Source organism: Pseudomonas sp. TE3-3-F2023 (genome assembly GCF_036784815.1).
GTDB classification, from domain to species: Bacteria; Pseudomonadota; Gammaproteobacteria; order Pseudomonadales; family Pseudomonadaceae; genus Aquipseudomonas; species Aquipseudomonas pudica.
Genome location: NZ_CP145113.1, coordinates 5,550,891 through 5,569,439, shown reverse-complemented (window position 1 = coordinate 5,569,439; position 18,549 = coordinate 5,550,891). Strand labels below are relative to the sequence as shown.

Here is an 18,549-nt window from a genome sequence, read left to right as displayed (position 1 = left end):
TGTACCCAAGCGCTGGCCGGGGCGCGATGTTGCCGTGTCGATCCTTCACTATAGGTGGCCTGCCATCGGTCGTCGGCGAAGTTCTTTGCGCCCTGTTGCAGGCGCTCGGGCTACAATGGCGCCTTTGATCCGAACGACAGGTGTGCGCAGTGACTGATGTGGCAGGGGCTTCGAAATCCACCGTGGGGACGCTGTATGTGGTCGCAACCCCCATCGGCAACCTCGACGACATGAGTGCCCGGGCGCTGAAGGTGCTGGCGGACGTGGCCCTGATCGCGGCGGAAGATACTCGTCACTCGATCCGCCTGTTGCAGCACTTCGGCATCGACACGCCGCTGGCAGCCTGCCATGAGCACAACGAGCGTGATGAGGGCGGTCGTTTTCTCACCAAGTTGCTGGCGGGCGAAAATGTGGCGTTGGTCTCCGATGCCGGCACGCCGCTGATTTCCGACCCGGGGTACCACCTGGTTCGCCAGGCGCGGGCTGCGGGTGTGAACGTGGTGCCGGTGCCGGGCGCCTGCGCTCTGATCGCCGCGCTGTCGGCGGCCGGCCTGCCTTCGGACCGCTTCATCTTCGAAGGCTTCCTGCCGGCCAAGGCAGCGGGGCGCCGGGCGCGCCTGGAGCAAGTAAAGGAAGAGCCGCGCACGCTGATCTTCTATGAGGCCCCGCACCGTATTCTGGAATGCCTCGAGGACATGGAGGCGGTGTTCGGTGGAGAGCGCCCGGCGCTTTTGGCGCGCGAGCTGACCAAGACCTTCGAGACCCTCAAGGGCCTGCCCCTGGCCGAGCTGCGCGCGTTCGTTGCCGGTGACAGCAATCAGCAGCGTGGTGAGTGCGTGGTGCTGGTCGGTGGCTGGAGTGCGCCGGAGGGCGAGCAGGCAATCAGTGCCGAAGCGCAGCGGGTGCTCGACCTGCTGCTGGCCGAGTTGCCGCTCAAGCGGGCAGCGGCGCTGGCTGCGGAAATTACCGGGGTGCGCAAGAACCTGCTCTATCAACTTGCTCTGGAAAAGCAGAAAGCCGAGTAGTGGCAAATTGATATAGATGTCGGTATTGCTTGTTCTCGGGCGCGCGTGCCGTTAATCTTGGCGGCGGAGAGTCGATCGGACAGTCGCTGCCTGCTTTTGTTCCGCAACAGCAGGGGGAGGAAAGTCCGGGCTCCATAGGGCAGAGTGCCAGGTAACGCCTGGGAGGCGCGAGCCTACGGAAAGTGCCACAGAAAATAACCGCCTAAGCACTTCGGTGCCGGTAAGGGTGAAAAGGTGCGGTAAGAGCGCACCGCACGGCTGGCAACAGTTCGTGGCTAGGTAAACCCCACTCGGAGCAAGACCAAATAGGGTTCCATCAGGCGTGGCCCGCGTCGGAACCGGGTAGGTTGCTAGAGGCGTCCAGCGATGGCCGTCGTAGAGGAATGACTGTCCTCGACAAAACCCGGCTTACAGATCGACTCTCCACCTTTCCCTCCCTGCTTTATTCGATAGCAGATGCCCTCTGGTAATACCGAAAAAATCTTACTCTTAATAAATCACTTTAACTTTGAACTCCATCCGCTTGCGTGGGTTTGATTTTTCTCGTGTTTTTTTCCCCTCGGTAGTCCTTCCGCATTCCTTTATTGCGCTAAATCTCGGTCCTGTAAGGCTTTTCCTTCCGAACGTGCCTTGACGGTGCTGCGGGCGGATTCCTATAGTGTGCGCAAGTGGCAGAAAGTGGGATGAAGTGGGTTTTCTGGCACAAAAAAGCTAACATTGTGGGGAATCGCAGCCGTGTTCCGCGGAGCCAACGCCGTCAGCCTCGATGCCAAGGGCCGTCTCGCCATGCCGAGCCGGTACCGTGACGAGCTCGATTCGCGTTGCAATGGTCAGCTGATCGTGACCATCGACGCCGTTGACCCCTGCTTGTGTGTTTATCCCCTCGATGAGTGGGAACAGATAGAAGCCAAGTTGCGTGCCTTGCCATCGTTGCGTGAGGAAAACCGCCGCCTGCAGCGTTTGCTGATCGGTAATGCGGTTGACCTGGAGCTCGATGGCAGCGGGCGTTTCCTGGTGCCGCCCCGTCTGCGTGAGTACGCCAAGCTCGACAAGAAGGCGATGCTGGTGGGGCAACTGAACAAATTCCAGCTGTGGGATGAAGATGCCTGGAACGCGGTTTCGGCAGCCGACCTTGCAGCTATTCAACAACCGGGCGCCATGCCCGACGAATTGCGTGACCTGATCCTGTGACCATAGATAGCGGCTTCAACCACATTACCGTCCTGCTCGACGAAGCTGTCGAGGCATTGGCCCTGCGCGCCGACGGTTGCTATCTGGACGGCACTTTCGGCCGTGGCGGGCACAGCCGGCTGATTCTCAGCAAGCTCGGGCCGCAAGGGCGGCTGCTGGGTTTCGACAAAGATCCACAGGCGATTGCCACGGGGCAAGCGCTGGCGGCCGAAGACGGCCGCTTTGTCATTGTGCAGCGCAGCTTTGCCGAGCTGGGCTCGGAAGTGGCTGAGCGCGGCCTGGATGGCAAGGTCAGCGGCGTATTGCTGGACCTGGGCGTTTCCTCGCCGCAGCTGGATGACCCCGAGCGTGGCTTCAGCTTCCTCAATGATGGCCCGCTGGATATGCGCATGAACCCGGATCAGGGCATCAGCGCCGCCGAGTTCATCGCCACTGCACCTGAAGAAGAAATCGCCCGCGTGTTCAAGGAATACGGCGAAGAACGTTTCGCCAAGCGCATGGCCCGCGCCGTGGTGCAGCGCCGTGAACAGCAACCGTTCACCCGCACCAGCGACCTCGCCGAGGTGCTGAAGGTGGCCAACCCGGCATGGGAGAAGGGCAAGAACCCAGCGACCCGCGCCTTCCAGGGTCTGCGCATCCACGTCAACAACGAACTCGGTGATCTGGAGGCAGGCCTCGAGGCCGCGATCAATGCGCTGGAAGTGGGTGGTCGCCTGGCAGTCATCAGTTTCCACTCGCTGGAAGACCGTATCGTCAAGCTGTTCATGCGCAAGCTGGTCAAGGGCGAGGCCGACAACCTGCCACGCAACCTGCCGGTTCAGCACAAGGCCTTCGAGCCGAAAATCAAGCTCATCGGCAAGGCCCAGTTCGCCTCCGAAGCTGAGCTCAAAGCCAATCCGCGGGCGCGCAGCGCCGTGATGCGGGTGGCGGAGAAGCTGCGGTGAGCAGGCTGTTTGCCAAACCCTTGCCAGGCGGAAGCTTCCTGATGCTTCTGCTGTTCGTTGCCGTGCTGATTTCGGCCATCGCCGTATCCTACAGCGCGCACTGGAACCGTCAGTTGCTCAACACCCTTTACGGCGAGTTGAACGAGCGCGACAAGGCCCAGGCCGAGTGGGGCCGGCTGATCCTCGAGCAAAGCACCTGGACCGCCGCCAGCCGCATCGAAAACCTGGCCTCCGAGCAACTGAAGATGCGCGTACCTTCGGCTGACGAAGTACGGATGGTGGCGCCATGATGAAGCTCGAAGGCGCACTCTACCCATGGCGCTTCCGCGTGGTGATCGGCTTGCTGGCGCTGATGGTCGGTGCCATCTGCTGGCGCATCATCGACCTGCAGGTGGTCGATCGTGACTTCCTCAAGGGCCAGGGCGATGCGCGCAGTCTGCGTCACATCCCTATTCCGGCTCACCGCGGGCTGATCACCGACCGTAATGGTGAACCGCTGGCAGTCAGTACCCCGGTCACCACCTTGTGGGCCAACCCAAAGGAAATGCAGGCCTCCAAAGACCGCTGGCCACAGCTGGCCGCAGCACTGGGGCAGAACCCGCAGCAGTTGGCCGAGCGCCTGACCCAGCAGGCCAACAAGGAGTTCATCTACCTGGTTCGCGGCCTGACCCCGGAGCAGGGCCAGCATGTACTCGACCTGAAGGTGCCGGGCGTTTACGGCCTGGAAGAGTTCCGTCGCTTCTACCCGGCCGGTGATGTCACCGCGCACATGGTCGGCTTCACCGACCTCGACGATCACGGTCGCGAAGGAGTGGAGCTGGCCTATGACGAGTGGCTGGCCGGCGTACCCGGCAAGCGGCAGGTGATCAAGGACCGGCGCGGTCGGCTGATCAAGGACATCCAGGTAACCAAGAACGCCAAGGCCGGGAAGACCTTGGCGTTGTCGATAGACCTGCGCCTGCAGTACCTGGCCACCCGTGAGCTGCGCAACGCCATTGCCGAACAGGACGCCAAGGCCGGTAGCCTGGTGATCATGGACGTCAAGACCGGTGAGGTCCTGGCCATGGTCAACCAGCCGACCTACAACCCCAACAACCGCCGCAGCATGTTCCCGGCCGCCATGCGTAACCGCGCGATCATCGACGTGTTCGAGCCGGGCTCCACGGTCAAGCCGATCTCCATGAGCGCGGCGCTGGAAAGTGGCCGCTGGAAGCCGACCGACAAGGTCGAGGTGTATCCGGGCAGCCTGCAGATCGGCCGCTACACCATCAAGGACGTGTCCAGGAGCGAGGGGCCGATCCTCGACCTGACCGGCATCCTGATCAACTCCAGTAACGTGGGCATGAGCAAGATCGCCTTCGACATCGGCGGCGAGGCCATCTACCGGGTCATGTCCCAGGTCGGCCTGGGCCAGTACACCGGCCTTGGCTTCCCCGGCGAGCGCGTCGGCAACCTGCCCAACCACCGCGAGTGGCGCAAGGCCGAGACCGCGACCCTGTCCTATGGCTATGGCGTGTCGGTGACCGCCCTGCAGCTGGTGCATGCCTACGCGGCGCTGGCCAACGACGGCAAGATGGTGCCGTTGTCGATCCTCAAGGTCGACAAGGCCCCGGAAGCCGTGCAGGCCATTCCGAAGGAAACCGCCGAAACCGTCCAGGGCATGCTGCAACAGGTGATTGAAGCGCCACGTGGCGTGTTCCGCGCCCAGGTGCCGTTCTACCACGTGGCCGGCAAGTCCGGTACCGCGCGTAAAGCCACCGTGGGCTCCAAGGGCTACACCGAAAACGCCTACCGCTCGCTGTTCGCCGGCTTCGGGCCGATGAGCGACCCGCGCTACGCCATCGTCGTGGTCATCGACGAACCAGGCAAGGGCGGCTACTTCGGTGGCCTGGTTTCGGCGCCGGTGTTCAGCAAGGTCATGTCCGGCACCCTGCGCCTGATGAACGTGCCGCCAGACAACCTGCCGCCACCAGCACCCGTCGAACAATCGCAAGTCAATGCAGCAGCAACAGCCAAGGGAGGGCGTGGATGATGACAATGCCATTGAGCAAGCTTTTCGCTCACGCCAGCCGTGACCCGCTGATCCGTGAACTGACCCTGGACAGCCGCAATGTGCGCCCGGGTGATCTGTTCCTGGCCGTGCCGGGCGCCAAGGTCGATGGCCGCGAGCATATCGCCGATGCCCTGGCCCGTGGCGCCGCCGCCGTGGCCTACGAAGAGCAGGGCGCCAGGGTCCTGCCGATCACCGATGTGCCGCTCATCCCGGTCAAGGGCCTGATCGCCCAGCTTTCGGATATCGCAGGTCGCTTCTATGGCGAACCGAGCCGCCAGCTGAACCTGGTGGGCGTGACCGGTACCAACGGCAAGACCAGCGTTACCCAGCTGGTGGCCCAGGCGCTGGACTTGCTTGGCCAGCGTTGCGGCCTGATCGGCACCCTGGGTACCGGCTTCTATGGTGAGCTGCAGAGTGGCCGCCTGACCACGCCCGACCCGATCGCCGTGCAGTCGACCCTCAACGACCTCAAGAAAGGTGGCGCCAAGGCCGTGGCCATGGAGGTTTCCTCCCATGCCCTGGAGCAGGGCCGGGTCGCCGCGCTGGAATTCGACATCGCGGTCATGACCAACCTGTCCCGCGACCATCTGGACTACCACGGCAGCATGGAGGCCTACGAGGCCGCCAAGGCCAAGCTGTTCGCCTGGCCGAGCCTGCGCTGCCAGGTGGTCAACCTGGATGACGATTTCGGCCGCCGCCTGGCCGCCGATTTTGCCCGCCGCCCGAGTGTCGACCATATCGAGACCCGGTTGCTCAGCTACAGCCTGGAGAACTCGGAGGCCTCGCTGTACTGTCGTGAAGCCGTGTTCAATGACGATGGCGTGCGCGCCACCCTGGTCACCGCCCAGGGCGAACGTACCCTGCGCAGCCAGTTGTTGGGCCGCTTCAACCTGAGCAACATGCTCGCCGCCGTGGCGACCCTGTTGGCGCTGGACTATGCGCTGGACGAAATCCTGAAGGTCACCCCGCAGCTGCAGGGGCCGATCGGCCGCATGCAGCGCCTGGGTGGGGGCGACAAGCCGCTGGTTGTGGTCGACTACGCGCATACGCCGGACGCCCTGGAGAAAGTGCTCGAAGCCCTGCGCCCGCACGCGCACGGCAAGCTGCTGTGCCTGTTCGGCTGCGGCGGCGACCGAGATCGCGGCAAGCGCCCGCTGATGGCCGAAGTGGCCGAGCGCCTGGCCGATCGCGTGCTGGTCACCGACGACAACCCTCGTACCGAAGACCCGCTGCGCATTTTCGATGACATCCGTCCCGGTTTCGCAAGGCCTGCCGAGGTCGAGTTCGTTGCCGGTCGTGGCGAAGCCATCGCACACCTGATCGCCACTGCCGCTGCCAATGATGTGATCGTGCTGGCCGGCAAGGGGCACGAGGATTACCAGGAGATCAATGGCGAGCGCCATGACTTCTCCGATTTGACCGAGGCCGAAAAGGCACTTGCAGCCTGGGAGGCTCCACATGCTTAAGCCGATGTCACTCAGCCAGCTGACCAAAACGCTGGGTGGTCAACAAGTCGGTGCCGATGCCACCTTTACTGGCGTCAGTATCGACAGCCGCAGCGTTGGCGCCGGGCAACTGTTCGTCGCCCTGGCCGGCCCGCGCTTCGATGGCCACGACTACCTTGCCGACGTTAAGGCCAAGGGCGCTGTCGCGGCCCTGGTCGAGCGTGAAGTGGCCGATGTCGACCTGCCGCAGTTGCTGGTCGCCGATTGCCGCCTGGCCCTCGGCCAGCTTGGCGCGCTGAACCGTGCTGCCTTCGACAAGCCGGTGGTGGCCATCACCGGTTCCAGCGGCAAGACCACGGTCAAGGAGATGCTCGCCAGCATTCTGCGCACCCGTGGCCTTGTGCACGCCACCCGCGGCAACCTGAACAACGACCTCGGCGCGCCGCTGACCCTGCTGGAGATCGCCCCCGAGCACAGCGCCGCGGTGATCGAGCTGGGTGCCTCGCGCATTGGCGAGATCCGCTACACCGTCGGCCTGACCCAGCCCCAGGTGGTCATCATCAACAACGCCGGTACCGCCCATGTTGGCGAGTTCGGTGGCCCGGAAAAGATCGTCGAAGCCAAGGGCGAGATCCTCGAAGGCCTGGGCGAGGGTGGTATCGCCATCCTCAACCTGGACGACAAGGCCTTTGATATCTGGAAGGCACGCGCCGGCACGCACAAGGTCTTCAGCTTCGCCCGCAGCAATGCAAAGGCCGATTTCCATGCCAGCGACATCGGTCGCGATGCGCGTGGTTGCCCGTCGTTCAAGCTGCATGGCGCTGGTGGAGTGGTAGACGTGCAGCTCAATGTGCTTGGTGAGCACAACGTCAGCAACGCCCTTGCTGCCGCCGCTGCTGCCCATGCCGTTGGTCTGACCCTGAGCGGCATCGCTGCCGGCCTGGCTGCCGTGCAGCCGGTCAAGGGCCGTACCGTGGCGCAGATCGCGCCGAACGGCGTGCGTGTGATCGACGACAGTTACAACGCAAATCCCACCTCCATGTGTGCGGCCATTGATATACTCGCCGGCTTTTCCGGACGCACCGTCCTGGTGCTTGGAGATATCGGCGAACTGGGGCAATGGGCGGAAGAAGGCCACCGTCAGGTGGGTGACTACGCGCGTGGCAAGGTCGACGCCCTGTATGCAGTGGGTTCCAACATGACATACGCGGTCAAGGCGTTCGGCGCCAATGGTCGCCATTTCGCTACTCAAGCTGAGCTTATCGACGCGGTTGGCGCCGAGAATGCCAGCGACACCACTATCTTGATCAAGGGCTCGCGCAGCGCTGCGATGGAAAACGTCGTGGCGGCATTGTGCGGTGCCAGCGGGGAGAAACATTAATGCTGCTGCTGTTGGCCGAGTATCTGCAACAGTTCCACAAAGGCTTCGCGGTCTTCCAATACCTGTCCCTGCGCGGGATTCTGGGTGTGCTGACCGCGTTGTCCCTGGCGCTGTGGCTGGGGCCGTGGATGATCCGTACCCTGCAAATCCGCCAGATCGGCCAGGCCGTACGTAACGACGGCCCGCAATCGCACCTGTCCAAGTCCGGCACCCCGACCATGGGTGGGGCGCTGATCCTGTCCGCCATTGCCGTCAGCACCCTGCTGTGGGCCGACCTGACCAACCGCTACGTGTGGGTGGTGCTGATCGTTACCCTGGCATTCGGTGCCATCGGCTGGGTCGATGACTACCGCAAGGTGATCGAAAAGAATTCGCGCGGCCTTCCAAGCCGCTGGAAGTACTTCTGGCAGTCGGTGTTCGGCCTGGCTGCAGCCATCTTCCTGTACAAGACCGCGCCGACCAGCGTCGAAACCACGCTGATCCTGCCGTTCATCAAGGATGTCACCATTCCGCTGGGCATCGGCTTCGTCGTGCTGACCTACTTCGTCATTGTCGGTTCGAGCAACGCGGTCAACCTCACCGACGGCCTCGACGGCCTGGCGATCATGCCGACGGTGATGGTCGGCGGCGCCCTGGGCATCTTCTGCTACCTGTCGGGCAACGTGAAGTTCGCCGAATACCTGCTGATCCCTTATGTGCCGGGTTCGGGCGAGCTGATCGTGTTCTGCGGCGCGCTGATCGGTGCCGGGCTGGGCTTTCTGTGGTTCAACACCTACCCGGCGCAGGTATTCATGGGTGACGTCGGCGCGCTGGCCCTGGGCGCCGCGCTGGGCACCATCGCCGTGATCGTCCGCCAGGAAATCGTGCTGTTCATCATGGGTGGCGTGTTCGTCATGGAAACCCTGTCGGTGGTGATCCAGGTTGCCTCCTTCAAGCTGACCGGCAAGCGCGTGTTCCGCATGGCGCCTATCCACCACCACTTTGAACTCAAGGGCTGGCCAGAGCCACGGGTGATCGTCCGCTTCTGGATCATCACCGTGATCCTGGTGCTGGTCGGCCTTGCCACCCTGAAACTGAGGTAGATGAGCGTGTCCCTGATCGCTTCCGACCAATTCCGCATCGTTGTCGGCCTCGGCAAGAGCGGCATGTCCCTGGTTCGCTTCCTGGCGAGCCGGGGCATTGCCTTTGCGGTCGCCGACACCCGCGAGCAACCGCCGGAACTGGACACCCTGCGCCGTGATTACCCGCAGGTGGAAGTGCGCTGTGGTGAACTGGACGTCGACTTCCTGTGCCGCGCCAACGAGCTGTACGTCAGCCCTGGCCTGGCCCTGGCCACCCCGGCCTTGCAGCAGGCGGCCGCACGTGGCGTGAAGCTGTCCGGTGACATCGAACTGTTCGCCCGCAATGCCAAGGCCCCGATCATCGCCATCAGCGGCTCCAACGCCAAGAGCACGGTAACCACCCTGGTCGGCGAAATGGCCGCCAAGGCTGGCAAGCGCGTGGCGGTGGGCGGCAACCTCGGTACCCCGGCGCTGGACCTGCTGGCCGATGAAGTCGAGCTGTACGTGCTGGAACTGTCCAGCTTCCAGCTGGAAACCACCGACCAGCTCAACGCCGAAGTGGCCACCGTGCTGAACATCAGCGAAGACCACATGGACCGCTACAGCGGCCTGCCGGCCTACCACCTGGCCAAGCACCGGATCTTCCGTGGTGCCCGCCAGGTCGTGGTCAACCGCCAGGACGCCCTGAGCCGACCGCTGCCGGTGGAAGGCCGCCCATGCTGGACCTTCGGCCTGAATCAGCCGGACTTCAAGGCCTTCGGCCTGCGCGAAGTGGACGGCGAGAAATACCTGGCGTTCGAGTTCGAGACGCTGATGCCTGCACGTGAGCTGAAGATTCGCGGTGCCCACAACCAGAGCAACGCCTTGGCGGCGCTGGCCCTGGGGCATGCTGCCGGCCTGGCGTTCGAGCCGATGCTCGAGGCGCTGCGCGAGTTCGGCGGCCTGGCCCACCGTTGCCAGTGGGTGCGCGAGCGCAATGGTGTGAACTGGTACGACGATTCCAAGGCCACCAACGTCGGTGCTGCCCTGGCCGCCATAGAAGGCCTGGGTGCCGACATCGAAGGCAAGCTGGTGCTGATCGCCGGTGGCGATGGCAAGGGCGCCGACTTCGCCGCGCTGCGCGAACCGGTCAAGCGCTTCTGTCGCGCCGTGGTGCTGCTCGGCCGTGATGCCGAGCGCCTGGCCGAAGCCCTGGGCGATGGCGTGCAACTGGTCCGCGTCAAGACCCTCGACGACGCCGTGCAGCAATGCGCCGAACTGGCCCAGGCGGGTGATGCAGTACTGCTGTCGCCGGCGTGCGCCAGCCTCGACATGTTCAAGAACTTCGAAGAACGCGGGCGCCTGTTCGCCCAGGCAGCGGGAGGCCTTGCATGATCTTTGGCATCCTCAAGCCCTATCCGTCGCCGCTGATCAGCGGCCGTGGCATCGATCTGGACTTCGCGATGCTCGCTGGCTGCCTGGCATTGCTGGGCCTGGGCCTGGTGATGATCACCTCGGCGTCTTCGGAGGTGGCTGCGGTGCAGTCGGGCAACCCTCTTTACCACATGTTCCGCCACCTGGTGTACGTGTTCCTCGGCCTGGTCGCCTGTGGCGCCACCATGCTGGTGCCGATCGCCACCTGGCAGCGCATGGGCTTCCTGATGTTGCTGGGGGCCTTCGGCCTGTTGGTACTGGTGCTGGTACCGGGTATCGGCCGCGAAGTGAACGGGTCCATGCGCTGGATCGGCTTCAGCTTCTTCAACGTGCAGCCTTCGGAAATCGCCAAGGTGTTCGTGGTCATCTACCTGGCCGGCTACCTGGTGCGCCGGCAGACCGAGGTACGCGAAACCTGGATGGGCTTCTTCAAGCCGTTCATCGTGCTGCTGCCCATGGCCGCCCTGCTGCTGATGGAGCCGGACTTCGGTGCCACCGTGGTAATGATGGGCGCGGCGGCGGCCATGCTGTTCCTCGGCGGCGTGGGGCTGTTCCGCTTCAGCCTGATGGTGGTGCTGGCGGTGGTCGCGGTGTTCGTCCTGGTACAGGCGCAGCCTTACCGGATGGCGCGCCTGATTACCTTTACCGACCCGTGGTCCGACCAGTTCGGCTCGGGCTACCAGCTGACCCAGGCGCTGATTGCCTTCGGCCGTGGCGAGTGGCTGGGCGTTGGCCTTGGCAACAGCGTGCAGAAGCAGTTCTACCTGCCTGAAGCGCACACCGACTTCGTGTTTTCGGTACTGGCCGAAGAACTCGGCGTGGTCGGCTCGCTGCTGACTATCGCGCTGTTCGTATTCGTGACTGTGCGTGCCCTGTACATCGGCCTGTGGGCCGAAAAAGCCAAGCAGTTCTTTGCCGCTTATGTTGCCTTCGGCCTGGCCTTCCTCTGGATCGGCCAGTTCCTGATCAACATCGGTGTGAACGTCGGCCTGCTGCCGACCAAGGGCCTGACCCTGCCGTTCCTCAGCTACGGGGGCAGCTCGCTGGTGATCTGCTGTGCCTGCGTGGGCCTGTTGCTGCGAATCGAGTGGGAAAGCCGCACGCACCTGGGCAGTGAGGAACACGAATTCAGCGAAAGCGATTTTGCCGAGGAGACCAATCATGGCCGCTGACGGCAAGAACGTACTGATCATGGCGGGCGGTACCGGGGGCCACGTGTTCCCGGCCCTGGCCTGCGCCCGTGAATTCCAGGCGCGCGGTTACAGCGTGCACTGGCTGGGCACCCCGCGTGGTATCGAGAACGAACTGGTGCCCCAGGCCGGCCTGCCGCTGCACCTGATCCAGGTCAGCGGCCTGCGCGGCAAGAGCAAGCTGTCTTTGCTCAAGGCGCCGTTCACCCTGGTCAAGGCCGTACTGCAGGCGCGGCGTATCGTGCGTGAGCTCAAGCCGGTATGCGTGGTCGGCTTCGGTGGCTATGTGACCGGCCCCGGCGGCGTGGCCGCACGCCTGTGCGGTGTACCGCTGGTGATCCACGAGCAGAACGCCCGCGCCGGTACCACCAACCGCCTGCTGCTGCCGCTGGCTGCGCGTGTGTGCGAAGCCTTCCCGGCCACCTTCGCCGCCAGCGACAAACTGCGCACCACCGGTAACCCGGTGCGCCCGGAATTGTTCATGGATACCCTGCGCGCGCCCCTGGCCGAGCGCCGTGCGCGACTGCTGGTGATGGGCGGCAGCCTGGGTTCGGAACCATTGAACAAATTGTTGCCTAAGGCCCTGTCCGAAGTGCCCGCTGCGCTGCGGCCAGAGGTATTCCACCAAGCCGGCAAGCAACATGCGCCGGTCACCGCCGAGCGTTATCGCGAGGCGGGCGTCGAAGCTCAGGTAGAGCCCTTCATCAAGGACATGGCCCAGGCCTATGGCTGGGCCGACATTGTCGTGTGCCGGGCCGGCGCCTTGACCGTCAGCGAGCTGGCGGCAGCGGGCCTGCCTTCGATGCTGGTGCCGTTGCCCCATGCGATCGACGACCACCAGACCCACAATGCCCAATATCTGGCCCGGGAAGGCGCAGCCTTCCTGATGCCACAAGCGACAACTGGCGCAGCGCAGCTCGCTGAACGCCTGAACGAGGTGCTGATGCAACCCGAGAAACTCAATGTCATGGCAGGCACCGCACGGCGCCTGGCCAAACCTGCCGCAACCAGCACCGTGGTCGATATCTGCCTGGAGGTGGCCCATGGTTGAGAGCCAGAAAGCCATGCCCCAGCCGAAGATGGGCCGTATCCGCCGTATCCACTTCGTCGGTATCGGCGGCGTGGGCATGTGCGGCATTGCCGAAGTGTTGCTGAACCTGGGCTATGAAGTGTCCGGCTCCGACCTGAAGGCCTCGCCGGTCACCGAGCGCCTGGAATCGTTCGGCGCCGAGATATTCGTCGGCCACCGCGCCGAGAACGCCGCCACCGCCGATGTGCTGGTGGTGTCCAGCGCCATCAACCCGGCCAACCCGGAAGTCGCCACCGCCCTCGAGCGGCGCATTCCGGTGGTGCCGCGTGCCGAGATGCTCGCCGAACTGATGCGCTACCGCCATGGCGTGGCCGTTGCCGGCACCCACGGCAAGACCACCACCACCAGCCTGCTGGCCTCGGTGTTCGCCGCAGGCGGCCTGGACCCGACCTTCGTCATCGGTGGGCGCCTGACCGCTGCCGGCACCAATGCCCAGCTGGGTACCAGCCGCTACCTGATTGCCGAAGCGGACGAAAGCGATGCCAGCTTCCTGCACTTGCAGCCAATGGTTGCCGTGGTCACCAACATCGACGCCGACCACATGGCGACCTACGAAGGTGACTTCAACAAGCTGAAGAAGACCTTCGTCGAGTTCCTGCACAACCTGCCGTTCTACGGCCTGGCCGTGATGTGCCTGGATGACCCGGTAGTGCGCGAGATCCTGCCACAGGTCAAGCGCCCGACCGTGACCTATGGCTTCAGCGACGAGGCCGACATCCGCGCCATCAACGTGCGCCAGATGGGCATGCAGACCCACTTCACCGTGCTGCGCCGCGACCGCGAGCCGCTGGAGGTGTCGGTGAACATGCCCGGCAACCACAACGTGCTCAACGCCTTGGCCACCATTGCCATCGCCACCGACGAAGGCATCACTGACGAAGCCATCGTTCAGGGCCTGTCCGGCTTCCAGGGCGTCGGCCGCCGCTTCCAGGTGTACGGCGAACTGCCGGTCGAAGGCGGCAGCGTGATGCTGGTCGACGATTACGGCCACCACCCGACCGAAGTGGCTGCGGTGATCCAGGCCGTGCGCGGCGGTTGGCCAAGCCGTCGCCTGGTGATCGTCTACCAGCCGCACCGCTACAGCCGTACCCGCGACCTGTACGACGATTTCGTCCAGGTGCTGGGCGATGCCAACGTGCTGCTGCTGATGGAAGTCTACCCGGCCGGAGAAGAGCCGATCCCCGGTGCCGACAGCCGCCAGCTGTGCCATAGCATCCGCCAGCGCGGCAAGCTGGACCCGATCTACATCGAGCGTGGCGTCGACCTGGCGCCAGTGGTCAAGCCACTGCTGCGCGCTGGCGACATCCTGATCTGCCAGGGTGCCGGTGATGTCGGCGGCCTGGCCCCTCAATTGATGAAAAGCCCGCTGTTCGCTGGCGCCAAGCAGGAGAAGTCGAAATGACCAGCGCCTACGACAAGCTGCACTCGACCCTGGACGTCAAGGCGTTCGGCCGCGTCGCAGTGCTGTACGGCGGCAAAAGCGCCGAGCGCGAAGTGTCGCTCAAGTCCGGTGCCGCAGTGATCGACGCGCTGACCACCGCCGGTGTCGACGTGGTCGCCATCGACGTGGGTGACGACCTGCTCGATCGCCTGCAAAGCGAGAAGATCGACCGCGCCTTCATCATCCTCCACGGCCGTGGCGGCGAGGACGGCAGCATGCAGGGCCTGTTGGAGTGCCTGGGTATCCCCTACACCGGCAGTGGCATCCTTGCCTCGGCACTGGCCATGGACAAGCTGCGCACCAAGCAGGTGTGGCAGAGCCTGGGCATTCCGACCCCGCGCCACGCGGTGCTGGCCAGCGAAAGCGATTGTTTGCAGGCCAGTACGGAACTGGGCTTCCCGCTTATCGTCAAACCCGCCCATGAAGGTTCCAGCATCGGCATGGCCAAGGTGAACAGCGCCCAGGAACTGGTCGCCGCCTGGCAGGACGCAGCTAAATACGATTCCCAGGTACTGGTGGAGCAGTGGATCCACGGGCCGGAGTTCACCGTCGCGGTATTGCGCGGCCAGGTGCTGCCGCCGATCGCCCTGGGTACGCCACACGTGTTCTACGACTACGACGCCAAGTACATCGCCAACGATACCCAGTATCGCATTCCGTGCGGCCTGGACAGCGTCAAGGAACAGGAACTGATCGACCTGACCGCTCGTGCCTGCGATGCCATCGGTATCGAAGGTTGGGGGCGGCTGGACGTGATGCAGGACGAGCAGGGCCGGTTCTGGCTGCTCGAAGTCAACACCGCACCCGGCATGACCGACCATAGCCTGGTGCCCATGGCGGCCCGCGCGGCCGGCCTGGACTTCCAGCAACTGGTGCTGGCGATCCTGGCCGAGAGCGTGGCGACGCGAGGTTAACGACCATGCAAGGCGCGATGATACGTCAGCAGCAACCCGTTACCGGCCGAAGCAAGCCGGTACCGCGTGGTGCCAGCCGGCTGGTGGCCGACGAGCCCGTATCGGCGCGCCTGCCGCGGCCAAGCTTGGGTGGCCTGAAGCGTCTGCTGTGGCCGGTGGTCCTGGTGGCAGCCGGGTTCGGCGCCTACGAGGGCGCCATTCGCCTGATGCCGTACGCCGACCGGCCGATCACCAAGATCGATGTGCAGGGCGATCTCAGCTACATCAGCCAACAGTCGGTGCAGCAGCGTATCGCGCCCTACGTGGCAGCGAGCTTCTTCAGCGTCGACCTGCCGGCGATGCGCGCAGAGCTCGAGCAGATGCCGTGGATTGCCCATGCCGAAGTGCGCCGGGTGTGGCCCGATGAGGTGGTGATCCGCCTGGAAGAACAGTTGCCGGTGGCGCGCTGGGGTGACGAAGCCTTGCTCAACAACCAGGGTCAGGCTTTCACCCCGCGCGAACTGGCCAACTACGAGCACCTGCCGCAGCTGGCCGGGCCGCAGCGTGCTCAGCAACAAGTGATGCAGCAGTATCAGGTATTGAGCCAGATGCTGCGCCCCCTGGGCTTTTCCATCGCTCGCCTGGAGCTGCGCGAGCGAGGCAGCTGGTTCTTGACCACGGGCGCGAGCAGCGCCGGGCCGGGCATCGAGCTGCTGCTGGGGCGCGACCATCTGGTGGAGAAGATGCGCCGTTTCATTGCCATTTACGACAAGACACTCAAAGACCAGATCAGCACTATCGCCCGCATTGATCTGCGTTACTCCAACGGACTTGCCGTTGGTTGGCGGGAACCGATTGCACCGACGACGGCCCAACCCGCCGTTGCGAAGAATTAGAGAGAGGCAGGACCATGGCAAACGCGCATAGCGGCAAAATGATCGTCGGGCTGGACATCGGCACCTCCAAGGTGGTGGCGCTGGTGGGTGAAGTGGGCGAGGACGGCACCCTGGAAATCGTCGGGATCGGTACCCATCCGTCCCGCGGCCTGAAAAAAGGCGTGGTGGTGAACATCGAGTCCACCGTGCAGTCGATCCAGCGCGCCGTGGAAGAAGCGCAGCTGATGGCCGGCTGCCGCATCCACTCGGCCTTCGTCGGCGTGGCCGGCAATCACATTCGCAGCCTGAACTCCCACGGCATCGTCGCCATCCGCGACCGCGAGGTCAGCCTGGCCGACCTGGAGCGCGTACTCGACGCCGCCCAGGCCGTGGCCATCCCGGCCGACCAGCGCGTGCTGCACACCCTGCCGCAGGATTACGTGATCGACAACCAGGAAGGCGTGCGCGAGCCGTTGGGCATGTCTGGCGTGCGTCTGGAAGCCAAGGTCCACGTGGTCACTTGCGCGGTCAACGCGGCGCAGAACATCGAGAAATGCGTACGCCGCTGCGGCCTGGAAATCGACGACATCATCCTCGAGCAGCTGGCCTCGGCCTACTCGGTACTGACCGACGATGAAAAAGAGCTGGGCGTGTGCCTGGTGGACATCGGTGGTGGCACTACCGACATCGCCATCTTCACCGAGGGCGCGATTCGTCACACGGCGGTGATCCCGATTGCCGGCGACCAGGTGACCAACGACATCGCCATGGCCCTGCGTACCCCGACCCAGTACGCCGAAGAAATCAAGATCCGCTACGCCTGCGCCCTGGCCAAACTGGCTGGCGCCGGCGAGACCATCAAGGTGCCGAGCGTGGGTGATCGCCCACCGCGCGAGCTGTCGCGCCAGGCCCTGGCCGAGGTGGTGGAGCCACGTTACGACGAGCTCTTTACCCTGATCCAGGCCGAACTGCGCCGCAGCGGCTACGAGGACCTGGTGCCGGCCGGCATCGTCCTTACCGGCGGCACCGCCAAGATGGAAGGCGCCGTGGAACTGGCCGAGGAAATCTTCCACATGCCGGTACGCCTGGGCGTGCCGCACAGCGTTCGGGGGCTCAGCGACGTGGTTCGCAACCCGATCTATTCCACCGGTGTGGGCTTGCTCACCTACGGCCTGCAGAAGCAGACCGAAGACCTGCCCCTGACCGGCAACAGCAGCAACAACAGCTATGGCGATGAACCGAAGGCTCCAGTGCTTGAACGCTTCAAGCGCTGGGTCCAGGGCAATTTCTAAGTTTCAAAGCAGTAGTGGTAGGCGCGACAACTAGAGAACTGTAAGGAGAGGGAAAATGTTCGAGCTCGTAGACAACGTCCCGCAAAGCCCGGTCATCAAAGTGATCGGTGTTGGCGGTGGTGGCGGCAACGCCGTGAACCACATGGTCAAGAGCAGCATCGAGGGCGTGGAATTCATCTGCGCCAACACCGATGCCCAGGCGCTGAAAAACATTGGCGCGCGCACCATCCTGCAATTGGGCACTGGCGTGACCAAGGGCCTGGGTGCTGGTGCCAATCCGGAAGTCGGCCGCCAGGCCGCGCTGGAAGACCGTGAGCGCATCGCTGAAGTGCTGCAGGGCACCAACATGGTGTTCATCACCACTGGCATGGGCGGCGGTACCGGTACCGGTGCAGCGCCGATCATCGCCGAAGTGGCCAAGGAAATGGGCATTCTCACCGTTGCCGTGGTGACCCGTCCGTTCCCGTTCGAAGGCCGCAAGCGCATGCAGATCGCCGATGAAGGCATCCGCATGCTGGCCGAAAGCGTCGACTCGTTGATCACCATCCCCAACGAGAAGTTGCTGACCATCCTGGGCAAGGATGCCAGCCTGCTGTCCGCCTTCGCCAAGGCTGACGACGTACTGGCCGGTGCCGTGCGCGGTATCTCCGATATCATCAAGCGTCCGGGCATGATCAACGTCGACTTCGCCGACGTGCGTACCGTGATGGGTGAAATGGGCATGGCCATGATGGGTACTGGTTGCGCCAGCGGCCCGAACCGTGCGCGTGAAGCCACCGAAGCAGCGATCCGCAACCCACTGCTGGAAGACGTCAACCTGCAGGGCGCCCGCGGCATTCTGGTTAACATCACCGCAGGCCCTGACCTGTCGCTGGGCGAGTACTCCGACGTGGGTAGCATCATCGAAGCCTTCGCCTCCGACCACGCCATGGTCAAGGTCGGCACCGTGATCGACCCGGACATGCGTGACGAGTTGCACGTGACCGTAGTGGCCACCGGCCTGGGCGCGCGCATCGAGAAGCCTGTGAAGGTGGTCGACAACACCCTGCAGACTGCCCAGCAGGCATACGAGGCTTCCAACCCGGCGCCGGTACGCCAGGAGCAGCCTGCGGTCAACTACCGTGACCTGGAGCGCCCGACCGTAATGCGCAACCAGGCCCATGCAGGTGCTGCTGCGGCCGCTAAACTGAACCCTCAGGATGACCTGGACTACCTCGATATCCCGGCATTCCTGCGTCGTCAGGCTGATTAATGG

The 18,549-nt window shown here is 64.1% G+C and carries 16 protein-coding genes and 1 other RNA gene; all 17 read left to right on the top strand.

Going from position 1 to position 18,549, the window contains the following annotated elements:
* Nucleotides 1-230: 230 nt before the first annotated feature.
* The 17 genes from rsmI to ftsZ all read left to right on the top strand — a co-directional run bounded on the left by rsmI (nt 231) and on the right by ftsZ (nt 18,546).
* The gene (gene rsmI, locus V3314_RS25490) at nt 231-1,025 is read left to right on the top strand and encodes a 16S rRNA (cytidine(1402)-2'-O)-methyltransferase (RefSeq protein ID WP_230384974.1); all 795 of its coding nucleotides are present in this window, start codon (nt 231-233) and stop codon (nt 1,023-1,025) included.
* 67 nt (nt 1,026-1,092) lie between these two features.
* Nucleotides 1,093-1,452, top strand: an RNA gene (rnpB, locus tag V3314_RS25485) — RNase P RNA component class A.
* Between the two features lie 308 nt (nt 1,453-1,760).
* The gene (gene mraZ, locus V3314_RS25480; protein WP_004575120.1) at nt 1,761-2,216 is read left to right on the top strand and encodes a division/cell wall cluster transcriptional repressor MraZ; all 456 of its coding nucleotides are present in this window, start codon (nt 1,761-1,763) and stop codon (nt 2,214-2,216) included.
* A 2-nt stretch (nt 2,217-2,218) separates the two neighbouring features.
* Nucleotides 2,219-3,160, top strand: coding sequence for a 16S rRNA (cytosine(1402)-N(4))-methyltransferase RsmH (gene rsmH, locus V3314_RS25475; protein WP_178081795.1), 942 nt, complete (start codon nt 2,219-2,221; stop codon nt 3,158-3,160).
* On the top strand, nt 3,157-3,450 hold the full coding sequence (ftsL, locus tag V3314_RS25470; protein WP_025340552.1) for a cell division protein FtsL: 294 nt from the start codon (nt 3,157-3,159) through the stop codon (nt 3,448-3,450). The genes rsmH and ftsL overlap by 4 nt, the downstream gene beginning before the upstream one ends.
* On the top strand, nt 3,450-5,192 hold the full coding sequence (locus V3314_RS25465; RefSeq protein ID WP_161797638.1) for a penicillin-binding protein 2: 1,743 nt from the start codon (nt 3,450-3,452) through the stop codon (nt 5,190-5,192). Before ftsL ends, V3314_RS25465 begins: the two co-directional genes overlap by 1 nt.
* Complete coding sequence (gene murE / locus V3314_RS25460) at nt 5,192-6,679, top strand: UDP-N-acetylmuramoyl-L-alanyl-D-glutamate--2,6-diaminopimelate ligase (protein ID WP_046616554.1); 1,488 nt, start codon at nt 5,192-5,194, stop codon at nt 6,677-6,679. Before V3314_RS25465 ends, murE begins: the two co-directional genes overlap by 1 nt.
* A complete protein-coding gene (gene murF, locus V3314_RS25455; protein WP_135002709.1) occupies nt 6,672-8,039 on the top strand; it encodes a UDP-N-acetylmuramoyl-tripeptide--D-alanyl-D-alanine ligase in 1,368 nt (455 codons plus the stop codon). Before murE ends, murF begins: the two co-directional genes overlap by 8 nt.
* The gene (mraY, locus tag V3314_RS25450; RefSeq protein ID WP_025340548.1) at nt 8,039-9,121 is read left to right on the top strand and encodes a phospho-N-acetylmuramoyl-pentapeptide-transferase; all 1,083 of its coding nucleotides are present in this window, start codon (nt 8,039-8,041) and stop codon (nt 9,119-9,121) included. Before murF ends, mraY begins: the two co-directional genes overlap by 1 nt.
* Before the next feature lie 6 nt (nt 9,122-9,127).
* Nucleotides 9,128-10,474, top strand: a complete 1,347-nt coding sequence (gene murD, locus V3314_RS25445; RefSeq protein WP_338459779.1) for a UDP-N-acetylmuramoyl-L-alanine--D-glutamate ligase — start codon at nt 9,128-9,130, stop codon at nt 10,472-10,474.
* The gene (gene ftsW / locus V3314_RS25440; protein ID WP_178081796.1) at nt 10,474-11,685 is read left to right on the top strand and encodes a putative lipid II flippase FtsW; all 1,212 of its coding nucleotides are present in this window, start codon (nt 10,474-10,476) and stop codon (nt 11,683-11,685) included. The genes murD and ftsW overlap by 1 nt, the downstream gene beginning before the upstream one ends.
* Nucleotides 11,675-12,754, top strand: a complete 1,080-nt coding sequence (gene murG / locus V3314_RS25435) for an undecaprenyldiphospho-muramoylpentapeptide beta-N-acetylglucosaminyltransferase (RefSeq protein ID WP_046616525.1) — start codon at nt 11,675-11,677, stop codon at nt 12,752-12,754. Before ftsW ends, murG begins: the two co-directional genes overlap by 11 nt.
* On the top strand, nt 12,747-14,195 hold the full coding sequence (gene murC, locus V3314_RS25430; RefSeq protein WP_046616527.1) for a UDP-N-acetylmuramate--L-alanine ligase: 1,449 nt from the start codon (nt 12,747-12,749) through the stop codon (nt 14,193-14,195). The genes murG and murC overlap by 8 nt, the downstream gene beginning before the upstream one ends.
* Complete coding sequence (locus V3314_RS25425; protein ID WP_023661967.1) at nt 14,192-15,148, top strand: D-alanine--D-alanine ligase; 957 nt, start codon at nt 14,192-14,194, stop codon at nt 15,146-15,148. The genes murC and V3314_RS25425 overlap by 4 nt, the downstream gene beginning before the upstream one ends.
* Before the next feature lie 5 nt (nt 15,149-15,153).
* A complete protein-coding gene (locus V3314_RS25420; RefSeq protein ID WP_046616529.1) occupies nt 15,154-16,023 on the top strand; it encodes a cell division protein FtsQ/DivIB in 870 nt (289 codons plus the stop codon).
* A 14-nt stretch (nt 16,024-16,037) separates the two neighbouring features.
* Nucleotides 16,038-17,294 carry a cell division protein FtsA gene (gene ftsA / locus V3314_RS25415; RefSeq protein ID WP_015271706.1) on the top strand — a complete coding sequence of 419 codons (1,257 nt, stop codon included), beginning with the start codon at nt 16,038-16,040 and terminating at the stop codon, nt 17,292-17,294.
* Between the two features lie 55 nt (nt 17,295-17,349).
* A complete protein-coding gene (gene ftsZ, locus V3314_RS25410; protein WP_003251871.1) occupies nt 17,350-18,546 on the top strand; it encodes a cell division protein FtsZ in 1,197 nt (398 codons plus the stop codon).
* Nucleotides 18,547-18,549 lie beyond the last annotated feature (3 nt).

Bases quoted from the DNA above. Each gene is read 5' to 3' on its own strand.
- rsmI (WP_230384974.1), top strand. From the start codon at position 231: ATGAGTGCCCGGGCGCTGAAGGTGCTGGCGGACGTGGCCCTGATCGCG.
- V3314_RS25465 (WP_161797638.1), top strand. From the start codon at position 3,450: ATGAAGCTCGAAGGCGCACTCTACCCATGGCGCTTCCGCGTGGTGATC.
- murE (WP_046616554.1), top strand. From the start codon at position 5,192: ATGACAATGCCATTGAGCAAGCTTTTCGCTCACGCCAGCCGTGACCCG.
- murF (WP_135002709.1), top strand. From the start codon at position 6,672: ATGCTTAAGCCGATGTCACTCAGCCAGCTGACCAAAACGCTGGGTGGT.
- mraY (WP_025340548.1), top strand. From the start codon at position 8,039: ATGCTGCTGCTGTTGGCCGAGTATCTGCAACAGTTCCACAAAGGCTTC.
- murG (WP_046616525.1), top strand. From the start codon at position 11,675: ATGGCCGCTGACGGCAAGAACGTACTGATCATGGCGGGCGGTACCGGG.
- murC (WP_046616527.1), top strand. From the start codon at position 12,747: ATGGTTGAGAGCCAGAAAGCCATGCCCCAGCCGAAGATGGGCCGTATC.
- V3314_RS25425 (WP_023661967.1), top strand. From the start codon at position 14,192: ATGACCAGCGCCTACGACAAGCTGCACTCGACCCTGGACGTCAAGGCG.
- V3314_RS25420 (WP_046616529.1), top strand. From the start codon at position 15,154: ATGCAAGGCGCGATGATACGTCAGCAGCAACCCGTTACCGGCCGAAGC.
- ftsA (WP_015271706.1), top strand. From the start codon at position 16,038: ATGGCAAACGCGCATAGCGGCAAAATGATCGTCGGGCTGGACATCGGC.
- ftsZ (WP_003251871.1), top strand. From the start codon at position 17,350: ATGTTCGAGCTCGTAGACAACGTCCCGCAAAGCCCGGTCATCAAAGTG.